Origin of the sequence: Flavobacterium xinjiangense (genome assembly GCF_900142885.1) — a bacterium.
Lineage (GTDB): Bacteria > Bacteroidota > Bacteroidia > Flavobacteriales > Flavobacteriaceae > Flavobacterium > Flavobacterium xinjiangense.
Genome location: NZ_FRCL01000003.1, coordinates 283,240 through 302,195, shown reverse-complemented (window position 1 = coordinate 302,195; position 18,956 = coordinate 283,240). Strand labels below are relative to the sequence as shown.

Annotated in this window: 14 protein-coding genes; 5 read left to right on the top strand and 9 right to left on the bottom strand. The window is 33.5% G+C overall.

Features of this window, described 5'->3' with window-relative positions; translation table 11 throughout:
• Positions 1-121: 121 nt before the first annotated feature.
• Positions 122-1,342 (top strand): 3-oxoacyl-[acyl-carrier-protein] synthase III C-terminal domain-containing protein, encoded by a 1,221-nt coding sequence (locus tag BUC23_RS05280; protein WP_073206554.1) that lies wholly within the window; start codon positions 122-124, stop codon positions 1,340-1,342.
• A 68-nt stretch (positions 1,343-1,410) separates the two neighbouring features.
• Here BUC23_RS05280 and BUC23_RS05275 read toward each other — a convergent pair whose 3' ends face one another.
• On the bottom strand, positions 1,411-2,472 hold the full coding sequence (locus tag BUC23_RS05275) for a DUF3810 domain-containing protein (protein WP_073206551.1): 1,062 nt from the start codon (positions 2,470-2,472) through the stop codon (positions 1,411-1,413).
• A 108-nt stretch (positions 2,473-2,580) separates the two neighbouring features.
• On the opposite strand from BUC23_RS05275, the gene BUC23_RS05270 reads away from it, so the two are divergent.
• On the top strand, positions 2,581-4,041 hold the full coding sequence (locus BUC23_RS05270) for an aminoacyl-histidine dipeptidase (RefSeq protein ID WP_073206548.1): 1,461 nt from the start codon (positions 2,581-2,583) through the stop codon (positions 4,039-4,041).
• 270 nt (positions 4,042-4,311) lie between these two features.
• On the opposite strand, the gene BUC23_RS05265 is transcribed toward BUC23_RS05270, so the two are convergent.
• The 5 genes from BUC23_RS05265 to BUC23_RS05245 form a co-directional block, all read right to left on the bottom strand.
• The gene (locus BUC23_RS05265) at positions 4,312-4,650 is read right to left on the bottom strand and encodes a DHCW motif cupin fold protein (protein ID WP_073206546.1); all 339 of its coding nucleotides are present in this window, start codon (positions 4,648-4,650) and stop codon (positions 4,312-4,314) included.
• Positions 4,651-4,764: 114 nt separating this feature from the next.
• Positions 4,765-5,532, bottom strand: coding sequence for a carboxypeptidase-like regulatory domain-containing protein (locus tag BUC23_RS05260; protein WP_073206543.1), 768 nt, complete (start codon positions 5,530-5,532; stop codon positions 4,765-4,767).
• Between the two features lie 87 nt (positions 5,533-5,619).
• Positions 5,620-7,593: a DEAD/DEAH box helicase gene (locus tag BUC23_RS05255; RefSeq protein ID WP_073206539.1), complete on the bottom strand. Its 1,974-nt coding sequence runs from the start codon at positions 7,591-7,593 to the stop codon at positions 5,620-5,622.
• Positions 7,594-7,796: 203 nt separating this feature from the next.
• Positions 7,797-8,375, bottom strand: coding sequence for a non-canonical purine NTP diphosphatase (locus BUC23_RS05250; protein WP_073206536.1), 579 nt, complete (start codon positions 8,373-8,375; stop codon positions 7,797-7,799).
• Positions 8,376-10,006: 1,631 nt separating this feature from the next.
• Positions 10,007-11,515, bottom strand: a complete 1,509-nt coding sequence (locus BUC23_RS05245; RefSeq protein ID WP_073206533.1) for an FMN-binding glutamate synthase family protein — start codon at positions 11,513-11,515, stop codon at positions 10,007-10,009.
• Between the two features lie 134 nt (positions 11,516-11,649).
• On the opposite strand from BUC23_RS05245, the gene BUC23_RS05240 reads away from it, so the two are divergent.
• Positions 11,650-14,034 carry a hybrid sensor histidine kinase/response regulator gene (locus BUC23_RS05240; protein ID WP_244153770.1) on the top strand — a complete coding sequence of 795 codons (2,385 nt, stop codon included), beginning with the start codon at positions 11,650-11,652 and terminating at the stop codon, positions 14,032-14,034.
• Here the strand turns inward: BUC23_RS05240 and BUC23_RS05235 are convergent.
• The 3 genes from BUC23_RS05235 to BUC23_RS05225 all read right to left on the bottom strand — a co-directional run bounded on the left by BUC23_RS05235 (position 14,031) and on the right by BUC23_RS05225 (position 16,713).
• Positions 14,031-14,816, bottom strand: a complete 786-nt coding sequence (locus tag BUC23_RS05235; RefSeq protein WP_208609305.1) for an NYN domain-containing protein — start codon at positions 14,814-14,816, stop codon at positions 14,031-14,033. The two genes, BUC23_RS05240 and BUC23_RS05235, sit on opposite strands and share 4 nt — an antisense overlap.
• Positions 14,817-14,879: 63 nt before the next feature.
• Positions 14,880-15,440, bottom strand: a complete 561-nt coding sequence (locus BUC23_RS05230; RefSeq protein ID WP_073206523.1) for a GDYXXLXY domain-containing protein — start codon at positions 15,438-15,440, stop codon at positions 14,880-14,882.
• Positions 15,430-16,713 (bottom strand): DUF2157 domain-containing protein, encoded by a 1,284-nt coding sequence (locus BUC23_RS05225; protein WP_073206520.1) that lies wholly within the window; start codon positions 16,711-16,713, stop codon positions 15,430-15,432. Before BUC23_RS05225 ends, BUC23_RS05230 begins: the two co-directional genes overlap by 11 nt.
• A gap of 325 nt (positions 16,714-17,038) precedes the next feature.
• Between BUC23_RS05225 and BUC23_RS05220 the strand changes: the two genes are divergently transcribed.
• Positions 17,039-18,301, top strand: a complete 1,263-nt coding sequence (locus BUC23_RS05220) for a cysteate-C-fatty acyltransferase (protein ID WP_073206517.1) — start codon at positions 17,039-17,041, stop codon at positions 18,299-18,301.
• A 116-nt stretch (positions 18,302-18,417) separates the two neighbouring features.
• A complete protein-coding gene (locus tag BUC23_RS05215; RefSeq protein ID WP_073206514.1) occupies positions 18,418-18,897 on the top strand; it encodes a hypothetical protein in 480 nt (159 codons plus the stop codon).
• Positions 18,898-18,956: the final 59 nt, after the last annotated feature.

The window sequence follows — 18,956 nt, the reverse complement described above, 5'->3', positions numbered from 1 at the left end:
TAATCATAAATACCTAGTAATCAAGTAATTATAATTTTGCGATTTTAATTTTTATTTGGCTTCTTTTTAAAAACAGTGTTATGGCTTAAGTTTGTGGAATTCACACAAAGTTTCAAAATTAATGAAAAGCATTATTATTACTAATTTCAAGCCTATTTTGGTAGGGAAATTAATCGATCAGCAAAAACTTAACCAATACACCAAGTTTTTATACCATCATTTTCAAACCAAGCCAAGTCTAGTTGGTTCAGGAGAAGATGAAATTATTGACGAATCAAATAGTTTCGAGGTTATATCAGATCAGGTTGATAAGTATTCTGTTCCTGCCGAAAATATTAATAAGAGACAAGTTTTAATTTTTGAAGATGTTGAACATTTTATTGAAAATGAAATGGACGAAACTTTACCTTCGGATTATCAATTTCCTAGTAGCTTAGTATCAGCGAGAAGAGATTCTTTTGGACCAAAAATTGGAACCCGAATGCAATGGTTTAAAGAAAAGATGGGATATGTTTTTGATGAATTTTATTCAACAACAAATTCTGCTCCTGAAAACCTGGTTCATGTTACCTGTTCGGGATATTCCTCGCCTAGTGTTGCGCAAGAAGCCGTAATAAATAGAAATTGGGGTACAACGCAGGTTACACATTCGTATCAAATGGGCTGTTATGGGGCTTTCCCTGCTATAAGAACTGCCAGTCACTTGATAAGCGGTAGTAGAAATCATGGTAGAGTTGATGTGGTTCACACGGAGTTATTATCTGCACATTTAAATTTAACTGAATTTTCTGTTGCAAACACTATGATATGCTCTCTTTTTGGAGACGGTTTTATTGGATATTCTTTATATGAAGAAGATACGTTCATGAATGATGATTCTATTGAGGATAAAAAAGGACTCAGAATTTTAGCTTCTCATGAGGTTATTATTCCGGATTCATTAGATGATATGTCCTGGGAAATAGGAGAGTACAATTTTTTAATGACGCTTTCTAAAAGGGTTCCCGTTTTTATTCGTAAAAATATAAAATCATTTTTGACAACGCTTTGCGCCAAAGTTGATGTAGATCTTGACGAAGAGAAATCTGATATGCATTTTGCAATACATCCAGGAGGGCCTAAAATTATTGATTATGTAGTGGATGCAGTTGGAATATCAAAAGAACAAGCGCGTTGGTCGTATGAAATATTACTTCAATTGGGAAACATGTCTTCCGCGACAGTTCCTCATATTTTTAATGAAATTATTAACGATTCAAATATTGCATCCGGAACAAAAATTGTAGCTATGGCTTTTGGTCCTGGACTTACCGCTACAGGATTATTACTTGAAAAAATATAGAAATTAAGCCTGACAGGTCTAGTTTAAATACGGTGGGTTATGAGTTCAAAAATGGTAACATTTAGAACTTATAACTCATTTTTTTTGTAATAATTCACCATCAAATTCACAAACTTACTGTAGCTTTCAATGCCGTCCTTTTGTTGATTTAGTTTCAGGAAATTGTCATAAAAAGCATGAAAGCCAGTTTCAATTGGTGTTTCATATTGTTTCCAAAAATGATCGCTTTCTTTGTAGTTTTTCAAAATTCCAGGATGAATAGTTTTTAGCAATTGTTTAAATATTTTTGGGTTGCGAAATTGCCAATTTCCTAAACAATAGCGCAAAGCAAAACTGTAGCCTGAATATTGAACGTGTAAATTATCATTTTTTACAGACGCCAAAAAACCAATAAAATTGCATTCACTTTCGCTGGCATAACCCATTTGATGTGCCATTTCATGATTGGTTGTCATTGGAAAACTGTACATGGGTCCAAGATAATTTACCTGAGCTTCATTGGTAAACGGATTCAAATAGCCACTAAAACCCATATAAGCCAATGGTAAACTGATAATCGATTTTTTTGTGCTTCTATTATTGTAAGCAAAATAGGAATATTGAGAGGATAAGTTTTTATAACCATTTAAATTCATTTCAAAAATCTGTTCTTGCGAATAGGGAAATACCACTTTTAAACTGTCATTTTTTGTGATTTCAACTTGAACCGCGTTAGTTTTAGTGATTAATTTTTTGGTAAAATCAAGTAAATCAGCATCTGAATATTCTTTTGCGATTACCATTTTCTCAAAAAGTGGTTGACGGTAATAATTAAATGCCCAAAGGATATGGAACAGAAAATAAAAAATTGATAAAAAACTTACAACAGCCAAAAGATTGTTTTTCCATCTTGATTTCCAAGATTTTCGTTTGGTCCAAAACCAGAATAATACAGATAAAATCGTGATCAAATAAATAAAGTCCCCTAATGAAAATGGAATTTTGCCAAAAACTATTCTCGAAAATGCTGCAATCATTGGATACAGACCATTACTGTAAAATTGCTCCACATATTCAGGGAAATAGGGAATAACTTGCAGAAAAAATAGTTGTGCAAGAAGAAAGAGGGAAAGAAAATATTTTGGTTTCAATAGATAGATTTTGAGAATGTAAATATAATTACAATATCATTTAGTAGCGTAAAGAATTTAAACTTTGTAACTTTGAACTTGATAAAATTTAAACTTCAAATAAAATAAATGAGCCAAGAAATAAGAAATTTAGAACCCAAAGCACTTTGGAATAAGTTTGCTGATTTGAATGCTGTTCCGCGCCCTTCTAAAAAAGAAGAGCGTGTGATTGAGTTTATGAAAAACTTCGGTAACAGTCTGGGATTGGAAACTTTTGAAGACGAGATCCGTAATGTAATCATCCGTAAACCGGCTACTGCAGGAATGGAAAATCGCAAAGCGATTGTACTTCAAGGACATTTGGATATGGTGCATCAAAAAAATGCAGACACCGTTTTTGATTTTGACACACAAGGAATAGACATGTACGTTGATGGAGATTGGGTTCGTGCTAGAGGAACAACTCTTGGTGCGGACAATGGCCTTGGAGTTGCTACAATTATGGCAATTTTGGAAAGTAAAGATATTCCACATCCAGCTATTGAAGCTTTGTTTACAATAGACGAAGAAACAGGAATGACAGGAGCATTGAATTTAAAAGGAGGGATTCTTCAAGGTCAAATTCTTTTGAATTTAGATACAGAAGAAGACGATGAAATAGATATTGGTTGTGCTGGAGGAATTGATCTGACGGCTACGAGAAGTTATCATGAAGAGGAAGTTCCAGAAGGTTCAGTTGGACATCTTATTTCTGTAAAAGGATTGAAAGGCGGGCATTCAGGAATGGATATTCATAAAGGTTTGGGTAATGCCAATAAAATCATGAACCGTTTGTTATTCGATGCTTTTGAAAACTTCGGTTTGCAGGTGGCAGAAATCAACGGAGGAAGTTTACGTAACGCTATTCCAAGAGAAAGTGTGGCGAAAGTGATTATTTCAGAAATGTTTGATGAAGCCTATATTTTTGATATGCAGGAAATCATCAACGATATCAAAAACGAATATAAAACTACGGAACCTAACTTAACCATAGAAATCGTGAAATGCGATTTGCCGAAAAAAGTTATGGATTTAGGTGTTCAGGAAGGAATTATAAGAGCAATTTATGCGGCACATAACGGTGTGTATCGTATGAGTGCTGATATGGAAGATTTAGTGGAAACTTCTAATAATATTGCAAGAGTAATTATAAAAGATGGTGAAATTTCAGTAGGATGTTTGACTCGTTCTTCGGTAGAAACATCTAAATATGACTTGGCTAATTCTTTGCGCTCTGCTTTTGAATTGGTAGGTTGTGAGGTAGAGCTTTCAGGTTCTTATCCAGGTTGGACTCCAAATGTTAAATCGGAGATTCTTGATGTTCTTGTTGCTATTTACGAGAAACAAAACAAGGCGAAACCAAAAGTTGTGGCTTGTCATGCGGGATTAGAGTGTGGAATTCTGGGAACTAATTATCCTGATATGGATATGATTTCTTTTGGACCAACTATTCATGGAGCGCATTCTCCGGATGAAAGAGCAAGTATTTCTTCTTCTCAGAAATTTTGGAAATTTGTATTGGAAATTTTAGCTAATATTCCGATGAAATAGTATTCAGTGTTCAGTATTTAAAAAAAAAAATAGTGTTCAGTAACAAACGAAACTGAACACTATAATCTGAATACTGAACACTAATTTTTAGTCTCTTTTAGGAGCGTTTTTCTTGTCTCTTTTTTCTTCTTTCTTTTCTTTAGCCGTTTTTAAAGGCTCTTTTTTTGCAGTTTTCTTTGCGTCTTGACTTTTTGCCATGATATTGGATTTAAATTATGTTTTTAATTTTGATGTGAGTAAATGTATATAATATTTTCATCTGTTTGAATATTATTTCAAAAAATCCCCGTCGATAATTAATAATTCAACTCCATTAGTGGCTATGGAGCGATGAGAGCTTAAATCATCAGAAACGACATAAGTCATCCCTTTAGACAGATTTGTTTGTCGTCCGTCCTCCATTTCGGTAATAAAATTTCCTTCGAGGCAATGTACAATATGTCCTTTTTGGCACCAATGATCTGCCAAATAACCCTCAGAGTAAATAACTTTTCTAATTCTAAGCCCTCCTAATTGCATAGTTTGCCAATAAGCAGTTCCTATTTCTCCTTTATGTTCTGTTTTCTCTATTGTATCCCAATTGATGGTTTGAAAAGGTATGTTAGACATGTAAGTTGATGTTATATTAATTGAGATTTATAAAATTCAAATTTAACTATTTTAACACAAAAATCCCCAACTACTTTCGTGATTGAGGATTGATATTGTTTTTAGACTAAAATCTTATTTCTTCTTCAGAATTTTATATTCTTCATAACAACCGCTAATGGCATCCATGATTTGTAAATCATTTGCAGTTTGTATAAAAGCTTCGGAATAATTGCAGCGTTGTAGAATTTCGGCCAATTCATTTTTGTCTACACCAAGAAGTACGGAAATAGTTTCCCTGTCGAATTTAGATTCCAGTAGATTTCGGACTGTATCATCCTTCTTCATTTCTTTTAACTTTTTTAGCTCTTTTGGATTTTTCCCAAAGAAATTATAAAGCATATCCGTAGGGTTAAAGATAGAGCCTAATACTCTACCAAAGGCATTTGGAGAATATTCACCTGCTTCATAGCCTTGTGTTAAACCGGAAATGCTATAACGGTAGTTTTCTTTTGTTGGAATTAATTTTGAATCCACTTCCAGATATCCTGTTAAATTAAAAGGTCTGATAATTACTTCTTCCAGCGCAATAGCTTTTTCGGTAAGTTGTATTTTGGTGCTTTTGTTTTTTATCCAGTCGTTTGTAACACGAACTCTTAAGGATTGATATCCTAGGATAGTAAAATGTAAAGTATCATTTGGTTGCACATCGATTTCGAAATATCCTCTCGAATCGGTAGTTGCGCCTCTTACTTTATTAATATTGATGATATTTACATTAGACAAAGGCTGTCTTGTGTTGTTGTTGATAATAATACCATTAACCTTTTGAGAGGGCTGTATATCTTGTGCGATAGCAGCTGTGGAAAGTACTAAAAAAAAGAAAACTACAAAATATTTCATAAACTCATTTAAAACTTTAAAAGTAATAAAGGCGATTGAATATTTTGTAGTTTACTAATATAATTATAAGAAAATTAACAATGAATGTTAGTCTTTTCTTGGTCTTCTTGGTCTTGGTGCATCACCAAAGCCTTCAGAACGTCTTGGTGCTCTGTCAGAACTTCCTTCTCTTGGTGCTCTATCAGAAAAACCACCCTCTCTTGGAGCTGAGCTTCTTCCTCCGAAACCACCTTCTCTTGGAGCTGAACTTCTTCCGCCAAATCCACCTTCTCTTGGAGCTGAATTTCTATCGCTTCTGAAACCACCACCGCCAGAACCTTCTCTTCTTGGTGCAAAACTTCCTTCTCTTCTTGGAGCTGAACTTCTTTCGCCTGAGCGACCTCCGCCAAAACCTCCGCCAGAACTTCTTCCGTTATGGTCACGTCTTCCGCCACCGTCATTTTTAGAAATTTCAACATTGATTCTACGTCCTTCTAATTGTACGTTGTTCAATACTTCCATTACTTTATCAGTATGCTCTGGATCAGTGTTAAAGAAAGAGAAACCTTCTTTTACATCTACTTTGAAAACGTCATCACGACCTAAGTCTAATGTTTCTTTCAAGTAATCTTTCAATGACATCCAATCAAAATTATCTCTTGAACCTATGTTCACAAAATATCTTGTTGCACCACCATTGTTATTTTCTCTTGGAGCACCATCTCTATCATCACGCTCACGTCTTTCAGAACCTGAAGCTTGATTAGAAAGATCTCTTGTTTTCTTGTAGTAATTGATAAAACGATTAAATTCAACCGATACCATTTTCTTGATCAATTCTTCTTTCGATAAATCTTCAAGAACGCTGTTAATTGCAGGAAGATAGTTGTCAATTTCGTGATCAACTTCTACATCCTTAATTTTATTAGCTAAGTGTAATAATTGGATTTCGCAGATTTCAATTCCAGAAGGTATTGTTTTTTCTTCGAATTTTTGTTTGATGATTCTTTCAATAGAAGAAATCTTACGCAATTCACTTTTAGTAACAATTACAATAGATGTTCCTAACTTACCAGCACGACCAGTACGACCTGAACGGTGATTGTAAGTTTCGATTTCATCAGGTAATTGGTAGTTTACTACGTGAGTAATGCTATCAACGTCAATTCCACGAGCAGCAACATCAGTAGCCACAAGCATTTGAATTTGTCTTCCTCTAAAAGATTTCATTACACCATCACGTTGCGCTTGAGATAAATCTCCGTGCAAAGCAGCAGCGCTGTATCCATCTTCTACTAATTTTTCAGCGACAGCTTGGGTATCTCTTTTAGTACGACAAAAAACTACGGAGAAAATGTCTGGATTAGCATCAGCTAAACGTTTCAAAGCTTCGTAACGATCACGAGCATTTACAAGGTAAAATTCGTGAGAAACGGTAGCTGAACCTGAGTTTTTAGCTCCAACTGTAATTTCAATTGGATCCGTCATGAATTGTTTTCCAATACGTGCTACTTCAGCAGGCATTGTTGCAGAGAATAACCATGTGTTTTTTTCGTCTGGCGTAGTAGACAGGATGTTTACGATATCTTCGTAGAAACCCATGTTCAACATTTCGTCAGCTTCGTCAAGAATACAGTAGTTGATTTGAGAGATGTTTACCAAACCTCTATTAATCATGTCTTGCATTCTTCCTGGAGTTGCCACAATAATTTGTGCGCCTCTCTTTATGTCTCTCGCTTGTTCTGTTATGCTAGCTCCACCGTAAACTGCTACCACATTAATACCTTTTTCGTATTTAGAGTAGTTTTTAATTTCGTTGGTAATCTGCAAACAAAGTTCGCGTGTTGGAGATAAAATTAATGCTTGTGTGTTTCTGTTGTTGGCATCAATTTTCTGAATAACTGGAAAACCAAAAGCTGCCGTTTTCCCTGTCCCTGTCTGAGCCAACGCAACCATATCTGTGTCTTTTTCCAATAATAGGGGAATCGCTTTCTCCTGTACTTCGGTCGGATTTTCAAATCCTAGATCTAAAATCGCCTTCAGTAACGATTCACTCAATCCTAATTGTTCAAATTTATTCATATGTATTTTTAAAATAGGGTGCAAAATTACTGTTAATAATCGATATAAACTAATGCTATTTTAAGATTTAATGATTTATTATCATTTGATTGTCAGAAAGTTATAAGATTGGTTTGAAATTTGATTTTTAAAATTTAAAAATTTAGGCTTAAATTAGGGTTTTCAGTTTAACTTTTCAGTGTTAAATTTGAATAATATCAAAATTAACTGCTCTTTCTTAGAAAGTTGATGAGCTGTTGTGTTGCTTTTCCTCTGTGACTGATTTCATTTTTAATTTCCAAAGATAATTCGGCAAATGTTTTTTTGTAGCCTAAAGGTTGAAAAATGGGATCATAGCCAAAACCTTTGTTTCCTGTTTTTTCTAAAGTAATTTCACCTTTGGCAACACCTGTAAATAATTCTTGTTTGCCCTTTATATTCAAAGCAATGACCGTTTTAAACTGTGCATTCCTGTTGTTTTTATTTGACAAGGCTTTCAATAATTTATCCATATTATCATCAGCATTACGTTGCTCGCCGGCATATCTTGCCGAGTAGACACCAGGTTCTCCATTTAAAGCAGCTACTTCGAGTCCGGTATCATCTGCAAAGCAATCGTGGCCATAGTTACGGGTTACATAATTGGCTTTTAAAATAGCATTGCCTTCAATTGTATCTGCTGTTTCTGGAATTTCCTCTAAACATCCAATGTCCTCTAAACTAAGGATTTTGATGGATGCAGGAAGTATACTTTGTATTTCTAGGATTTTGTTTTTGTTATTGGAAGCGAAAACGAGTTGCATTTTATTGGTTTTAGTTTGATTTTTCAAAGATACATACTTTTAGATATTCTTGCACTAGCGCCTTCAATAGTGGAGCAATGTACTTCTCATTATCTATTTGTAATTAGCACATTTAGACTACAATGCATATCTAAAAAGAGCAGGTTAATTAATAGTTAAAGTATTGTTTTTGAAGAAAATAGGCGAAATAATTGGTATCTTTGAGTATGATTTTGATTAATCACTTGGGTAAAACCATCTGCAAAGAGAAGCTTATTCAAATAGTCGTTTCATGCTGAACGGTATGAGTTGCTAAATGGTAAATCAAAATCAACAATCGGAGGCCCTTTAAAAAGGCCTCCTTTTTTGTGCCTGCATCGAAACGTAATTCAGTTTAACGAAATACTAAAACTAAGGTATAAAAGGTTATTTAATAAAGTGCTTAAATTTGTTTTTGATACACGCAAAAGCTGCCTAGTTAATGTATAGTTAAAATGTTGTTTTTTAAGTATTTAATTAAAATAAATTATATCTTTGATTGTGGTTTTGATTAATCACTTGGGTAAAACCATCTGCAAAGAGAAGCTTATTCAAATAGTTATTTCATGCTTAACGGTATGATTTGATAAATGGTAAATCAAAATCAACAATCGGAGGCCCTTTAAAAAGGCCTCCTTTTTTTGTGTTAATATTAGATGTATTTCAGAATTGTGAATGTTAGGTTCTGCTACTGACAATCACTTTTTATTTAATTTTAGCTATTTTGATCACGCTGTTAGTATTGATTAACTGGTACAATAAATTTTAATTTAAATCGCTTAAATTTAACAAGTTAAAAATAGGTTAAAGTACTTTTCGAATGTTTTTTAAAATGAAATTAGCCGTATCTTTGAGTATGATTTTGATTTGTTCTTGAATATGGCCATCTGCAAAGAGTAGCGTATTCGATAGTCACTAGACCGCAAGGTTTAAGTCGATAATAGTAAACCAAAATCTAAACTAGAGGTCTGTAAAAAGGCCTCTTTTTTTGTGGCTATACTCCAAAAAAAGTATTTTCTAATTTAATTTTTTAGAAAAGTAATTTTAACGGTGTGGTGTATATAGTTGGTTATCATTTAAGTAAAATGAATGGCGTTAATTATTGGTTAAATGCGGATTAACAGTTGATTATTTTAGAAACAAACAATATCTTTGATATGTGATTCTGATTGAATACTTGGGAATGTTAATCTTATAATGAGATTGATAACTCACAATAGACTATACCAGCAACGGTAAGAGTTAATATCGGTAATTCAGAATCACATAGGGGGTCCTTTAAAAAGACCTCCTTTTTTGTTGTCTCATTGGAAATAGTATTAGATATTTTAAATTATATTATATAATTGGAAAACGGATGTGTAATTAAGATGCTTAATACCTTATGCTTAATAAGTTAATCAATAGTTAAAATAGCGGTTGCTTTATATTTTTAGAAAAGTAAATTGTATCTTTGAGTGTGGTTTTGATTAATTACTTGAGTATATCAATCTTACAATAAGACATGATAATTCAATAGTCAGCTATACGAGTAAAAGTATAAGTTAGATAATGGTAAATCAGAACCAACAATTGGAGGACTCTAAAAGGTCCTCCTTTTTGTTGCTGTAATTTTAATGTATGGTTACGCTTTTTAAATTATCAGGAAAATACAAATCAGATAAATGAGCGAATTCATCTCCACGCATAAAAATGTCGATATCAATTTCAGCAAAGCTTTTTTTACCAGCTGCTGCCAAAAGTTCATTTGCAGCATGTAAGGTGTTTTTATGAAAATAGAAAACCCGCTCCGCTTTATCAGTAACAACCAAACCTTTTACAACCATTTTATTTTGGGTGGCGACTCCTGTAGGACATTCGTTGGTGTTGCATCGTAAAGCTTGGATACAGCCCAACGAAAACATAAAACCACGGGCGCTATTGCACATGTCTGCTCCAAGAGCTACAGCTCTAAGAATAGAATAGCCAGAAATTACCTTTCCGCTGCAAATCACACGCATTTTGTGACGAATCCCAAAACGAACTAAAGTCTTATTAACAAAAATGAGTGCGGGCTCAAATGGCATTCCCACACCATCAGCAAATTCAAGTGGTGCGGCTCCTGTTCCTCCTTCGGCGCCATCGACAGTAATGAAATCCGGGAAGCAATTTTGCATGATCATTTCTTGGCAAATTGCTTCGAATTCGCTGGTTTTTCCAATACATAATTTAAATCCGATAGGTTTGCCATTAGAAAGTTGTCGCAGGTTTGCAATAAACTCAATTAAGCCTTTGGTGTCTGAAAAGGCAGAATGACCCGGCGGAGAAAGAATAGTGATGTTTGGTTGTACTCCTCTTATTTTTGCAATTTGCGCTGTGTTTTTAGCAGCGGGTAAAACACCACCGTGCCCTGGTTTTGCACCTTGTGATAGTTTTATTTCAATCATCTTTACTTCTGGTAAATTTGCTTTTTCAGCAAATCGACCACCATCAAATCCACCTCTGTCATCACGACAACCAAAATAACCAGTACCTATTTGCCAAGTAACATCACCGCCTTGTAAATGAAATTCAGTCAATCCACCTTCCCCGGTATTGTGATAAAAATTTCCATTAAGCGCTCCTTTGTTTAATGCCATAATTGCATTTTCGCTCAAAGAACCAAAACTCATCGCAGAAATGTTTAATAAGGAAGCGGAATAAGGCTGCTTACAATCTGGTCCGCCAACTAAAACACGAGGTAACTCTTCATTTACAGTAGTAGGGAAAATAGAATGTTTAATCCCCTCGTAGCTGGAGCGATTGAGGTTTAGTTGTGTTCCAAATGGAGATGTTGAATCAATATTTTTGGCTCGTTGATAGGCGAGAGTGCGCTGGTTTCTTGAAAATGGTTTCCCATCAGTAGAACGTTCTATAAAATATTGCTGAATTCCTGGAGCAATCATTTCAAAAAAATATCTAAAATAGCCAAACACTGGAAAATTTCTAAGAATGGAATGTTTCTGCTGAATACTGTTGGCAAAACCAATTAACAAAAGGATAAATATAGCTACTGACAAAACGAGCCCTATTTTAAAATAGAAAAAAATAGTCAAAGAAATAATAAGTCCTGCAATTCCTAAAACGAAAAATTTTTGTCGCATGATATAGTTTTTGTACTAAATTAATGAGAATAATGAAAGATCAACTTTTTTTAACAGAAAATAAAGACTTAAATTTGACTCACATAAAAAACCAAAATATTATTTTTATCGTAAATAGATAGTACTAAAATTATATGATGTATCAGAAAATATCAAATATCTACCATACTGTTTTACTATTTTTATTTGTTTTATTCTTTTCAACAAATAGTTTTTCGCAATATATTTTTGATGAAAATTCACTACCTAACGAGTTATCGCTTCATAATTATACTACAGTAGCCGATGTAGGCCAACGAAATTTAGATATTCAGGACGTAATAGCCAATTATCAGTCCTTAAATCCCAAAAAACTAAAAACTGAAAATGATGATTTAGGCTTTACTGAAAACAATTTTTGGGCTAAAGTTGAACTTAAAAACCCGACCACTAAATCGTTAGATTATTACCTTGAGACAGCAAGACCTATCACAGATTTGGTAGAACTATATATTGTTGATGTGGCTTCGGGAAAAATTGTCAAAATGGTAAGCGGTGATACTATGCGGTATTCGGAACGTAGTTTTGATAATAGAAAATCAATTTTTGACTTGGAAATTCAGCCTAAATCAAATCTTAAGTTGTTTTTACATTTTAAGAGCGACGGCGAAGTCATAAAAATTCCTGTTAAGCTGTATTCGTCAGAAAACTTTATAAGGATGATTTCAAATGAACAATTGTTTTTTGGGATGTTTTATGGTATTTTGTCAATTGCGGCAGTTATTTATTTCTTCTTCTATTTTGCTTTAAATGAAAGGATATTTTTATACTATAGTTTGTACGTTTCATTTGTCGGTTTGTTGCAGTTTGCTTTAGATGGTTTTTTCTATAAGTATGTGACGCCAAATGGAGGGTGGTTTTCTAATCATGGCCTATTATTCATAGCAATATTTGCTGTTTTTTTATCGGGGAAATACAGCGAATTGTTTTTGAAAATTAAAGCGAATAGCAAGAAAATTTATATTCTATTCAATGTAGCTTATGGCTTATTGCTTTTTTTATTGTTATGTGTTATTTTTGTTCCTTCACTCTTGTTGTTTTCTTACATTTTAGTTAATGTGCTTACACTTGTATTTTTGATTCTGATTGTCTATTCAATAATTTATCTTTATTACAATAAAAAACCGGTGGACTCTTTTTTTACCGCAGGTATTTTATTTTTGATTGTCGGTTTTGGCATATTCATTTTATATAATTTTGGGTTATTTCCTATCAATTTTTTTACTCAAAATAGTTCTAAATTAGGAACAGGTTTAGAAGTTATTTTTCTTTCTTTGTCGATGTCAAATTTGATTCGGAATCTTAAAAATGAGAAAAACGAATTGAATAGAATTGCACTAGTACGTTCTGAAGAAATGAATGAATTAAAATCTTATTTCTTATCGAATATAAGCCATGAGTTGCGAACACCTTTGAACGCTATTATGAATTTAATTGATTCTATTTCTAAAGAAGTGCAAGATGATACTATCAAAAAAAACTGCCAAATCATAAAATATTCCTCCCATAGTTTGTTGAGTTCTGTAAATGATATTTTAGATTTTTCTAAAATCGAAAAAGGCGAACTTAAACTGGAAGAATCATCATTTGAGCCTGTTAAAGTTTTGGAACATTTAAAAAATAATGCTCACAATAGAGCAAGCGATAAAGGATTAGAATTTCAATTTTCAAAATCGGATAACATTCCAGATCGTATGAATGGAGATGTGACGAGATTAGCTCAAGTGGTTAATAATGTTTTGAGTAATGCTATTAAATTTACTTCTGAGGGGTTTGTTAAATTCCACATTGACGCTGAACAGAAACCAAACAATAGATCTAGTTTGATTTTGACTGTTTCTGATTCAGGTGTGGGAATTTCCAAAGAAAAAATGGAAAGTATTTTTGATTCTTTTTCGCAAAATAATATTGATAATAAACGAAAATTTGGCGGACTCGGATTAGGACTTTATATTGTAAAAACAGTGGTAGATATGCAAAACGGAAACGTTGAAATGGATAGTATAGTTAATGAAGGTACAACATGCAAGATAACGATTGATTATGATGTAGTGCAACAAGAAAAAAAGGAAGTAGTTATAGTTGAGTCCGTTACTTACGACTTAGAGGGCAAGACAATTCTAGTGGTTGAGGATAATCCTATCAATCAAATGGTCATAAAGATGATTACCAAAAAATGGTTAAATACCAAAGTAGTTTATGCAAACAATGGTCAGGAAGGTTTATATGCATTCAAGACAAACCAATTTGACATTGTACTAATGGATCTTCAAATGCCTGTTATGGACGGTTATGAAGCCACGATTGCAATTAGAAATGGGGAAGCCGGAATATCAAATATGAACATCCCCATTATTGCTGTAACTGCTGATGTTATGGAAACTACAAAAGAGCGTGTTAAGGAAATTGGTATGAATCAGTATTTATCTAAACCAATCAAGAAAGAAACCTTGTTTCAAATGATAAAAGATTTAGTTTAACTGTAACGCAATCTAACATAAACGTGTTTGATTCCTTTTTTATCAGATTCTCTTTCATCGATTTCCAAAATGTCAGTCAGCGATTTTAACATTGGTGTCAGTTTAGAGAAACCATAATTTCTTGGGTCGAATTCAGGTTTTCTCTTTACGATCATATTTCCCACGTCTCCAAGAAATGCCCAACCATCATCATCACAAATATCTTCTATGGAGGTTTCTATAAGTTCTATTGTATCTGAATCTATTTTGTTTAATGATTTTTCAACGGGTTTTTCAACGGGCTTCTCAACCGGTTTTTTAGTATCTGCCGAACGTTTTTTTGCTTTTTTCTTGATTGCGCCATCCAAAACTTCGATGTAAATAAATCGATCGCAGGCAACAATGAAGGAATTTGGTGTTTTTTGTTCCCCAATTCCAATAACTTTCATTCCTGATTCTCTCAAACGAATGGCAAGTCTTGTAAAATCTGAATCACTGGAAACAATACAAAATCCATCCACTTTATCCGAATACAATAAATCCATGGCGTCAATAATCATCGCTGAATCCGAAGAATTTTTTCCAACCGTATAGCTGTATTGCTGAATAGGCGTGATGGCATGTTCCAGTAAAACACTTTTCCATCCACCGGCATTTGGTTTGGTCCAATCGGCATAAATACGTTTGGTGGTTGGTGTTCCAAATTTGGCGATTTCTTCCATCATTCCTTTTACATTGCTATATGGAACGTTATCAGCATCAATGAGAACGGCGAGTTTTAATTCAATTGTATCTTGTGACATTTTTAATATTATTGAGTTTTTCTACTTTAAAGGTAGGAATAATTCTTTTAAATTGATATTTCTTTACTTTTTGTTTGCCAAATCTTTAATGGAAACTTCGTTGATGCGAACATCTTTGATGAAGGCTTCTCCGTTTTTTATGGCAACTAAAGCGTAGGTTTCATTTTTCTTTTTAATGGAAGATTCGCGATAGATTTTTTCGGCTTTTGAAGCTATATTTTCATTCATATAAAACCTATTAAAAGGCAAATCTATGGCTATTTTATCATTATTATGGGCAAAACCAACCTTTAATTTTAGATAGGAATCAGTGTTTTCTGGTTTGCTTCTAGAAATAGAACTAATTTTTGCAAAGCCATTTTTGGTGGTAATAATTGTTGCAAAAATCGTTTCGCCGCTAGTATATTTTTTGGCGTTTTTTACCTTAATTTCTCTTTCTTTGAAGAACAGTGTAATGTATTTTCCTCTAAAAGCATCATAAGGATCTATTGGAGCGGTTTGAAATTTGAATTCAGTTCCGGTGTTTATGATATTTTCCTGATTGAATATCATTTGCAAAGGAACAAATAATTGAGTTATTGCAACCAATGCAAATAATAGAAGTATGTTTTTCTTATTTTTCATTTCTATTTCTTTTTTTGAGCATTAGATAATTGGTTAAGAAAAACCCTAAACCAATTGTAATAAATAAAATCCCTCGGATTACAAAACTCAAATTAGTATCAAAAAAGCGACAAGTTACAAGAATGCTAATAAGAATTAAACCAAAATTCAGTATTCCTAAATGGTTTAATTTACTTCCGCGTTTAATTTCAGAAATTCCTATTGCTAATACAATTCCGTTTGCAATAATAGAAAATTCATATCCTGGGATGAAAAAGAGAATATTGGTCAGGAAAACAAGTTCCAGAACGGAAATCTCTTTAAAATTTGTTTGGCTGTTTTTCTTGTAAAAGAGTAAAGCTGCCAAAAATGTCAGTAGCAAAGCAATTATGAATTCTAGAGAAAAAAATGTTTCCGATACAGAAGTCGTATCGTAAATAGATTTATCCCAAAACCATTTGAAACTGTAAAGTAGCAAAAGATATAGTATTCCTAATTTTCCAAAAATGAGAAAACTGTTATTTTTTAATTTTTGCACCTCGAAAAATGGTGTTTGACCAATGAAATAGAAAATGGTAAACAAACTCATATAACTTAATGCTATTGAATTTCCATTTTTATGGGCAATTGTACCCAAGCATATGATAAGGGACAAAGCTATAAACCAGTGGTGAAATAGGGTGAAATTGCTGTTAGCTTTGGTTTTCAAAAGTTCATAATAATGTGGCGCGATCCCTAAAAGCAGCAACCAATAATAGTAAGAATGTGCAGTTGGATAGGTAAAGTAATTTGCATTGCAACCATAATAGGTGATTCCAGTAAGGTATAATAGTGAAACTATGGAGGATTTTAGTAGATAAACCAATGGCAGGCACAAAAGCATCCAAATCATTAAAAACGAATTTAAATCTCCCGAAATGTTATAAACTTGAGCAATTAATGCTATACTGGATCCAACAGCAAAAAATAAAATAACGCCAGAACTTTCTCGCCAGGCCGGACTTTCTGATTTTTTTAAAAGGGAATATCCACAAAATAATTGACCAATAATCAGCGGAAGAAACGATAGTAATATTTTAGTTAATCGAGAAAGGTTATCCCAGTTGTGTGCAAAAACAAGAATAATTCCAAGACCAACAAGGATTGCTCCCAAAATGCCAAAAACAGAAGAGAGTCTGTTTTGGCTTCCTTCCTGTTTTTCGTTGAAGTATTGCCGGATTTTTTTGGCGGTTTCTTCTGTAACTACATTGGCTTTGAGTAGCTCCTGCAGTTCGTTTGTGATTTTGTCAGACATAAACTATGTTTTCTAGGATTCAAATATACAAAGTTTATCATCGCAATAGTCTCGAAACTTCGGGATTAACCCTGATTGTCGTGATTCCAAAGCCTCACTACTTAAGGCATTCCTTTGTGCTGTCATTCCTAGGAACGAAGCAATCTTTCTTGACATCACAAAAAATATAGTGTAGAGTGGGACATTGAAGATTCAACCTAGCTAAATAGCTCCTGATACTCATATGTATAAACCCTAAAAAAATAAATTCGCTTTCAATACCTTTATACCGTTTAAATAATTATTTTTGCAACTTCTTAAAATTAAAATTATTACTTAATATATTATGGTAAAGGATTTATTCGAAAGGATTCAAAACAATAAAGGACCATTAGGAAAATGGGCTTCACAAGCAGAAGGATATTTTGTATTTCCAAAATTAGAAGGAGATTTAGGCCCAAGAATGAAATTTCAAGGGAAAGAGGTTTTGAATTGGAGTTTAAACGACTATTTAGGTCTTGCAAATCATCCAGAAGTGCGTAAAGCAGATGCGGATGCAGCGTTAGAATTTGGTGCAGCTGCTCCAATGGGTGCTCGTATGATGAGTGGTCATACTAAATATCACGAACAATTAGAGAATGAATTAGCTGCTTTTGTAATGAAAGAATCGGCTTATTTATTGAATTTTGGTTACCAGGGAATGGTTTCTATAATTGATGCTTTGGTGACTAGAAATGATGTGATTGTGTATGATGTTGATGGGCACGCTTGTATTATTGACGGAGTTCGTTTGCATAGTGGAAAACGTTTTACTTACAAACACAATGATATCGAAAGTATGGAGAAAAACCTGCAACGTGCTACCAAAATAGCTACGGAAACAGGTGGAGGAATTCTTTTTATTACTGAAGGTGTTTTTGGAATGCGTGGACAACAAGGAAAGTTGAAAGAGATTGTAGAAATGAAAAAGAAATATAATTTCCGTCTTTTGGTTGATGATGCTCACGGTTTTGGTACTCTTGGTAAAACAGGAGCTGGAGCAGGTGAAGAGCAAGGCGTTCAGGATGAAATTGATGTTTATTTCTCGACTTTTGCAAAATCGATGGCGAATATAGGTGCTTTTGTAGCCGCTGATAAAGATATTATCGATTACCTAAAATACAACTTACGTTCGCAAATGTTTGCTAAAGCATTACCGATGATTCAAACAGTTGGTTCTTTGAAACGTTTGCAATTGTTGCGTGATAACCCAGGATTGAAAGACAAACTTTGGGAGAATGTAAATGCTTTGCAAAATGGTTTGAGAAGCAAAGGATTTAATATTGGTGATACCAATACTTGCGTTACACCAGTTTATTTGGAAGGAAGTGTACCAGAAGCGATGGTAATGGTAAATGACTTAAGAGAGAATTATGGTATTTTCTTGTCAATAGTAATTTATCCAGTTATTCCAAAAGGAATGATTTTATTGCGTGTTATTCCTACTGCTCCGCATACTTTGTCAGATATTGACGAAACACTAACGGCTTTTGAAGCAATTCGTGATAAATTAGAAAACGGTACTTACAAAGAGATTGCAGCGCGCACTACTGTTGATTTAGACGCATAGTTTTCTGTTTAATTTTATATAGGAAATCCATCAGCTTTTGTTGATGGATTTTTTTTTGGATTCAATCCAAATAATAAAACCGTATATTTATTAAATCAATAGGTAAATAAAATAAGATGAAAAAAGTAATTGTATTAGGGTTCGTGTTTGTGAGTGTTCTGGTTTCATGTAAAAAAGAAAGCGAAAAGGAAGTGGAAACAATTCCGGATGCATCGGAAAAAATAGTTGTTGAAGAACCAGTTTCCGATGAATGTTATAGCGGTACTATAAAAAAAGATACTATTTTGATGAATTTGACTATCAAAGGAAACGAAGTAACAAATGGGAAATTGAGTTATAAATTCTATGAAAAAGATAAAAATGAAGGAACACTTGTCGGGGAACTTAAAGGCGATACGCTTATTGCGGATTACACTTTTATGTCCGAAGGAGTTTCATCAGTACGACAAGTAGCTTTTTTGAAAAAGGGAAATACGTATGTAGAAGGTTATGGCGATGTTGTTGATGATAACAAAGGAAAAGTAACATTTAAAGACATCAAGCAATTAAAATTTGAAGGGAAAACAGTGTTGTCAAAAGTGGATTGCAAGATGTAGTTTTATTTTTATTAAAGGAACTTTTTAGACGAAAAAAACGCTTATAGCAGGATTTTAAA

What these genes read in the sequence shown, in the direction of transcription:
- BUC23_RS05245 (WP_073206533.1), bottom strand. Translation starts at nt 11,515, where the DNA reads ATGCGACAAAAATTTTTCGTTTTAGGAATTGCAGGACTTATTATTTCT.
- BUC23_RS05260 (WP_073206543.1), bottom strand. Translation starts at nt 5,532, where the DNA reads ATGAAATATTTTGTAGTTTTCTTTTTTTTAGTACTTTCCACAGCTGCT.
- BUC23_RS05235 (WP_208609305.1), bottom strand. Translation starts at nt 14,816, where the DNA reads ATGTCACAAGATACAATTGAATTAAAACTCGCCGTTCTCATTGATGCT.
- BUC23_RS05240 (WP_244153770.1), top strand. Translation starts at nt 11,650, where the DNA reads ATGATGTATCAGAAAATATCAAATATCTACCATACTGTTTTACTATTT.
- BUC23_RS05265 (WP_073206546.1), bottom strand. Translation starts at nt 4,650, where the DNA reads ATGTCTAACATACCTTTTCAAACCATCAATTGGGATACAATAGAGAAA.
- BUC23_RS05215 (WP_073206514.1), top strand. Translation starts at nt 18,418, where the DNA reads ATGAAAAAAGTAATTGTATTAGGGTTCGTGTTTGTGAGTGTTCTGGTT.
- BUC23_RS05220 (WP_073206517.1), top strand. Translation starts at nt 17,039, where the DNA reads ATGGTAAAGGATTTATTCGAAAGGATTCAAAACAATAAAGGACCATTA.
- BUC23_RS05230 (WP_073206523.1), bottom strand. Translation starts at nt 15,440, where the DNA reads ATGAAAAATAAGAAAAACATACTTCTATTATTTGCATTGGTTGCAATA.
- BUC23_RS05270 (WP_073206548.1), top strand. Translation starts at nt 2,581, where the DNA reads ATGAGCCAAGAAATAAGAAATTTAGAACCCAAAGCACTTTGGAATAAG.
- BUC23_RS05280 (WP_073206554.1), top strand. Translation starts at nt 122, where the DNA reads ATGAAAAGCATTATTATTACTAATTTCAAGCCTATTTTGGTAGGGAAA.
- BUC23_RS05225 (WP_073206520.1), bottom strand. Translation starts at nt 16,713, where the DNA reads ATGTCTGACAAAATCACAAACGAACTGCAGGAGCTACTCAAAGCCAAT.
- BUC23_RS05255 (WP_073206539.1), bottom strand. Translation starts at nt 7,593, where the DNA reads ATGAATAAATTTGAACAATTAGGATTGAGTGAATCGTTACTGAAGGCG.
- BUC23_RS05250 (WP_073206536.1), bottom strand. Translation starts at nt 8,375, where the DNA reads ATGCAACTCGTTTTCGCTTCCAATAACAAAAACAAAATCCTAGAAATA.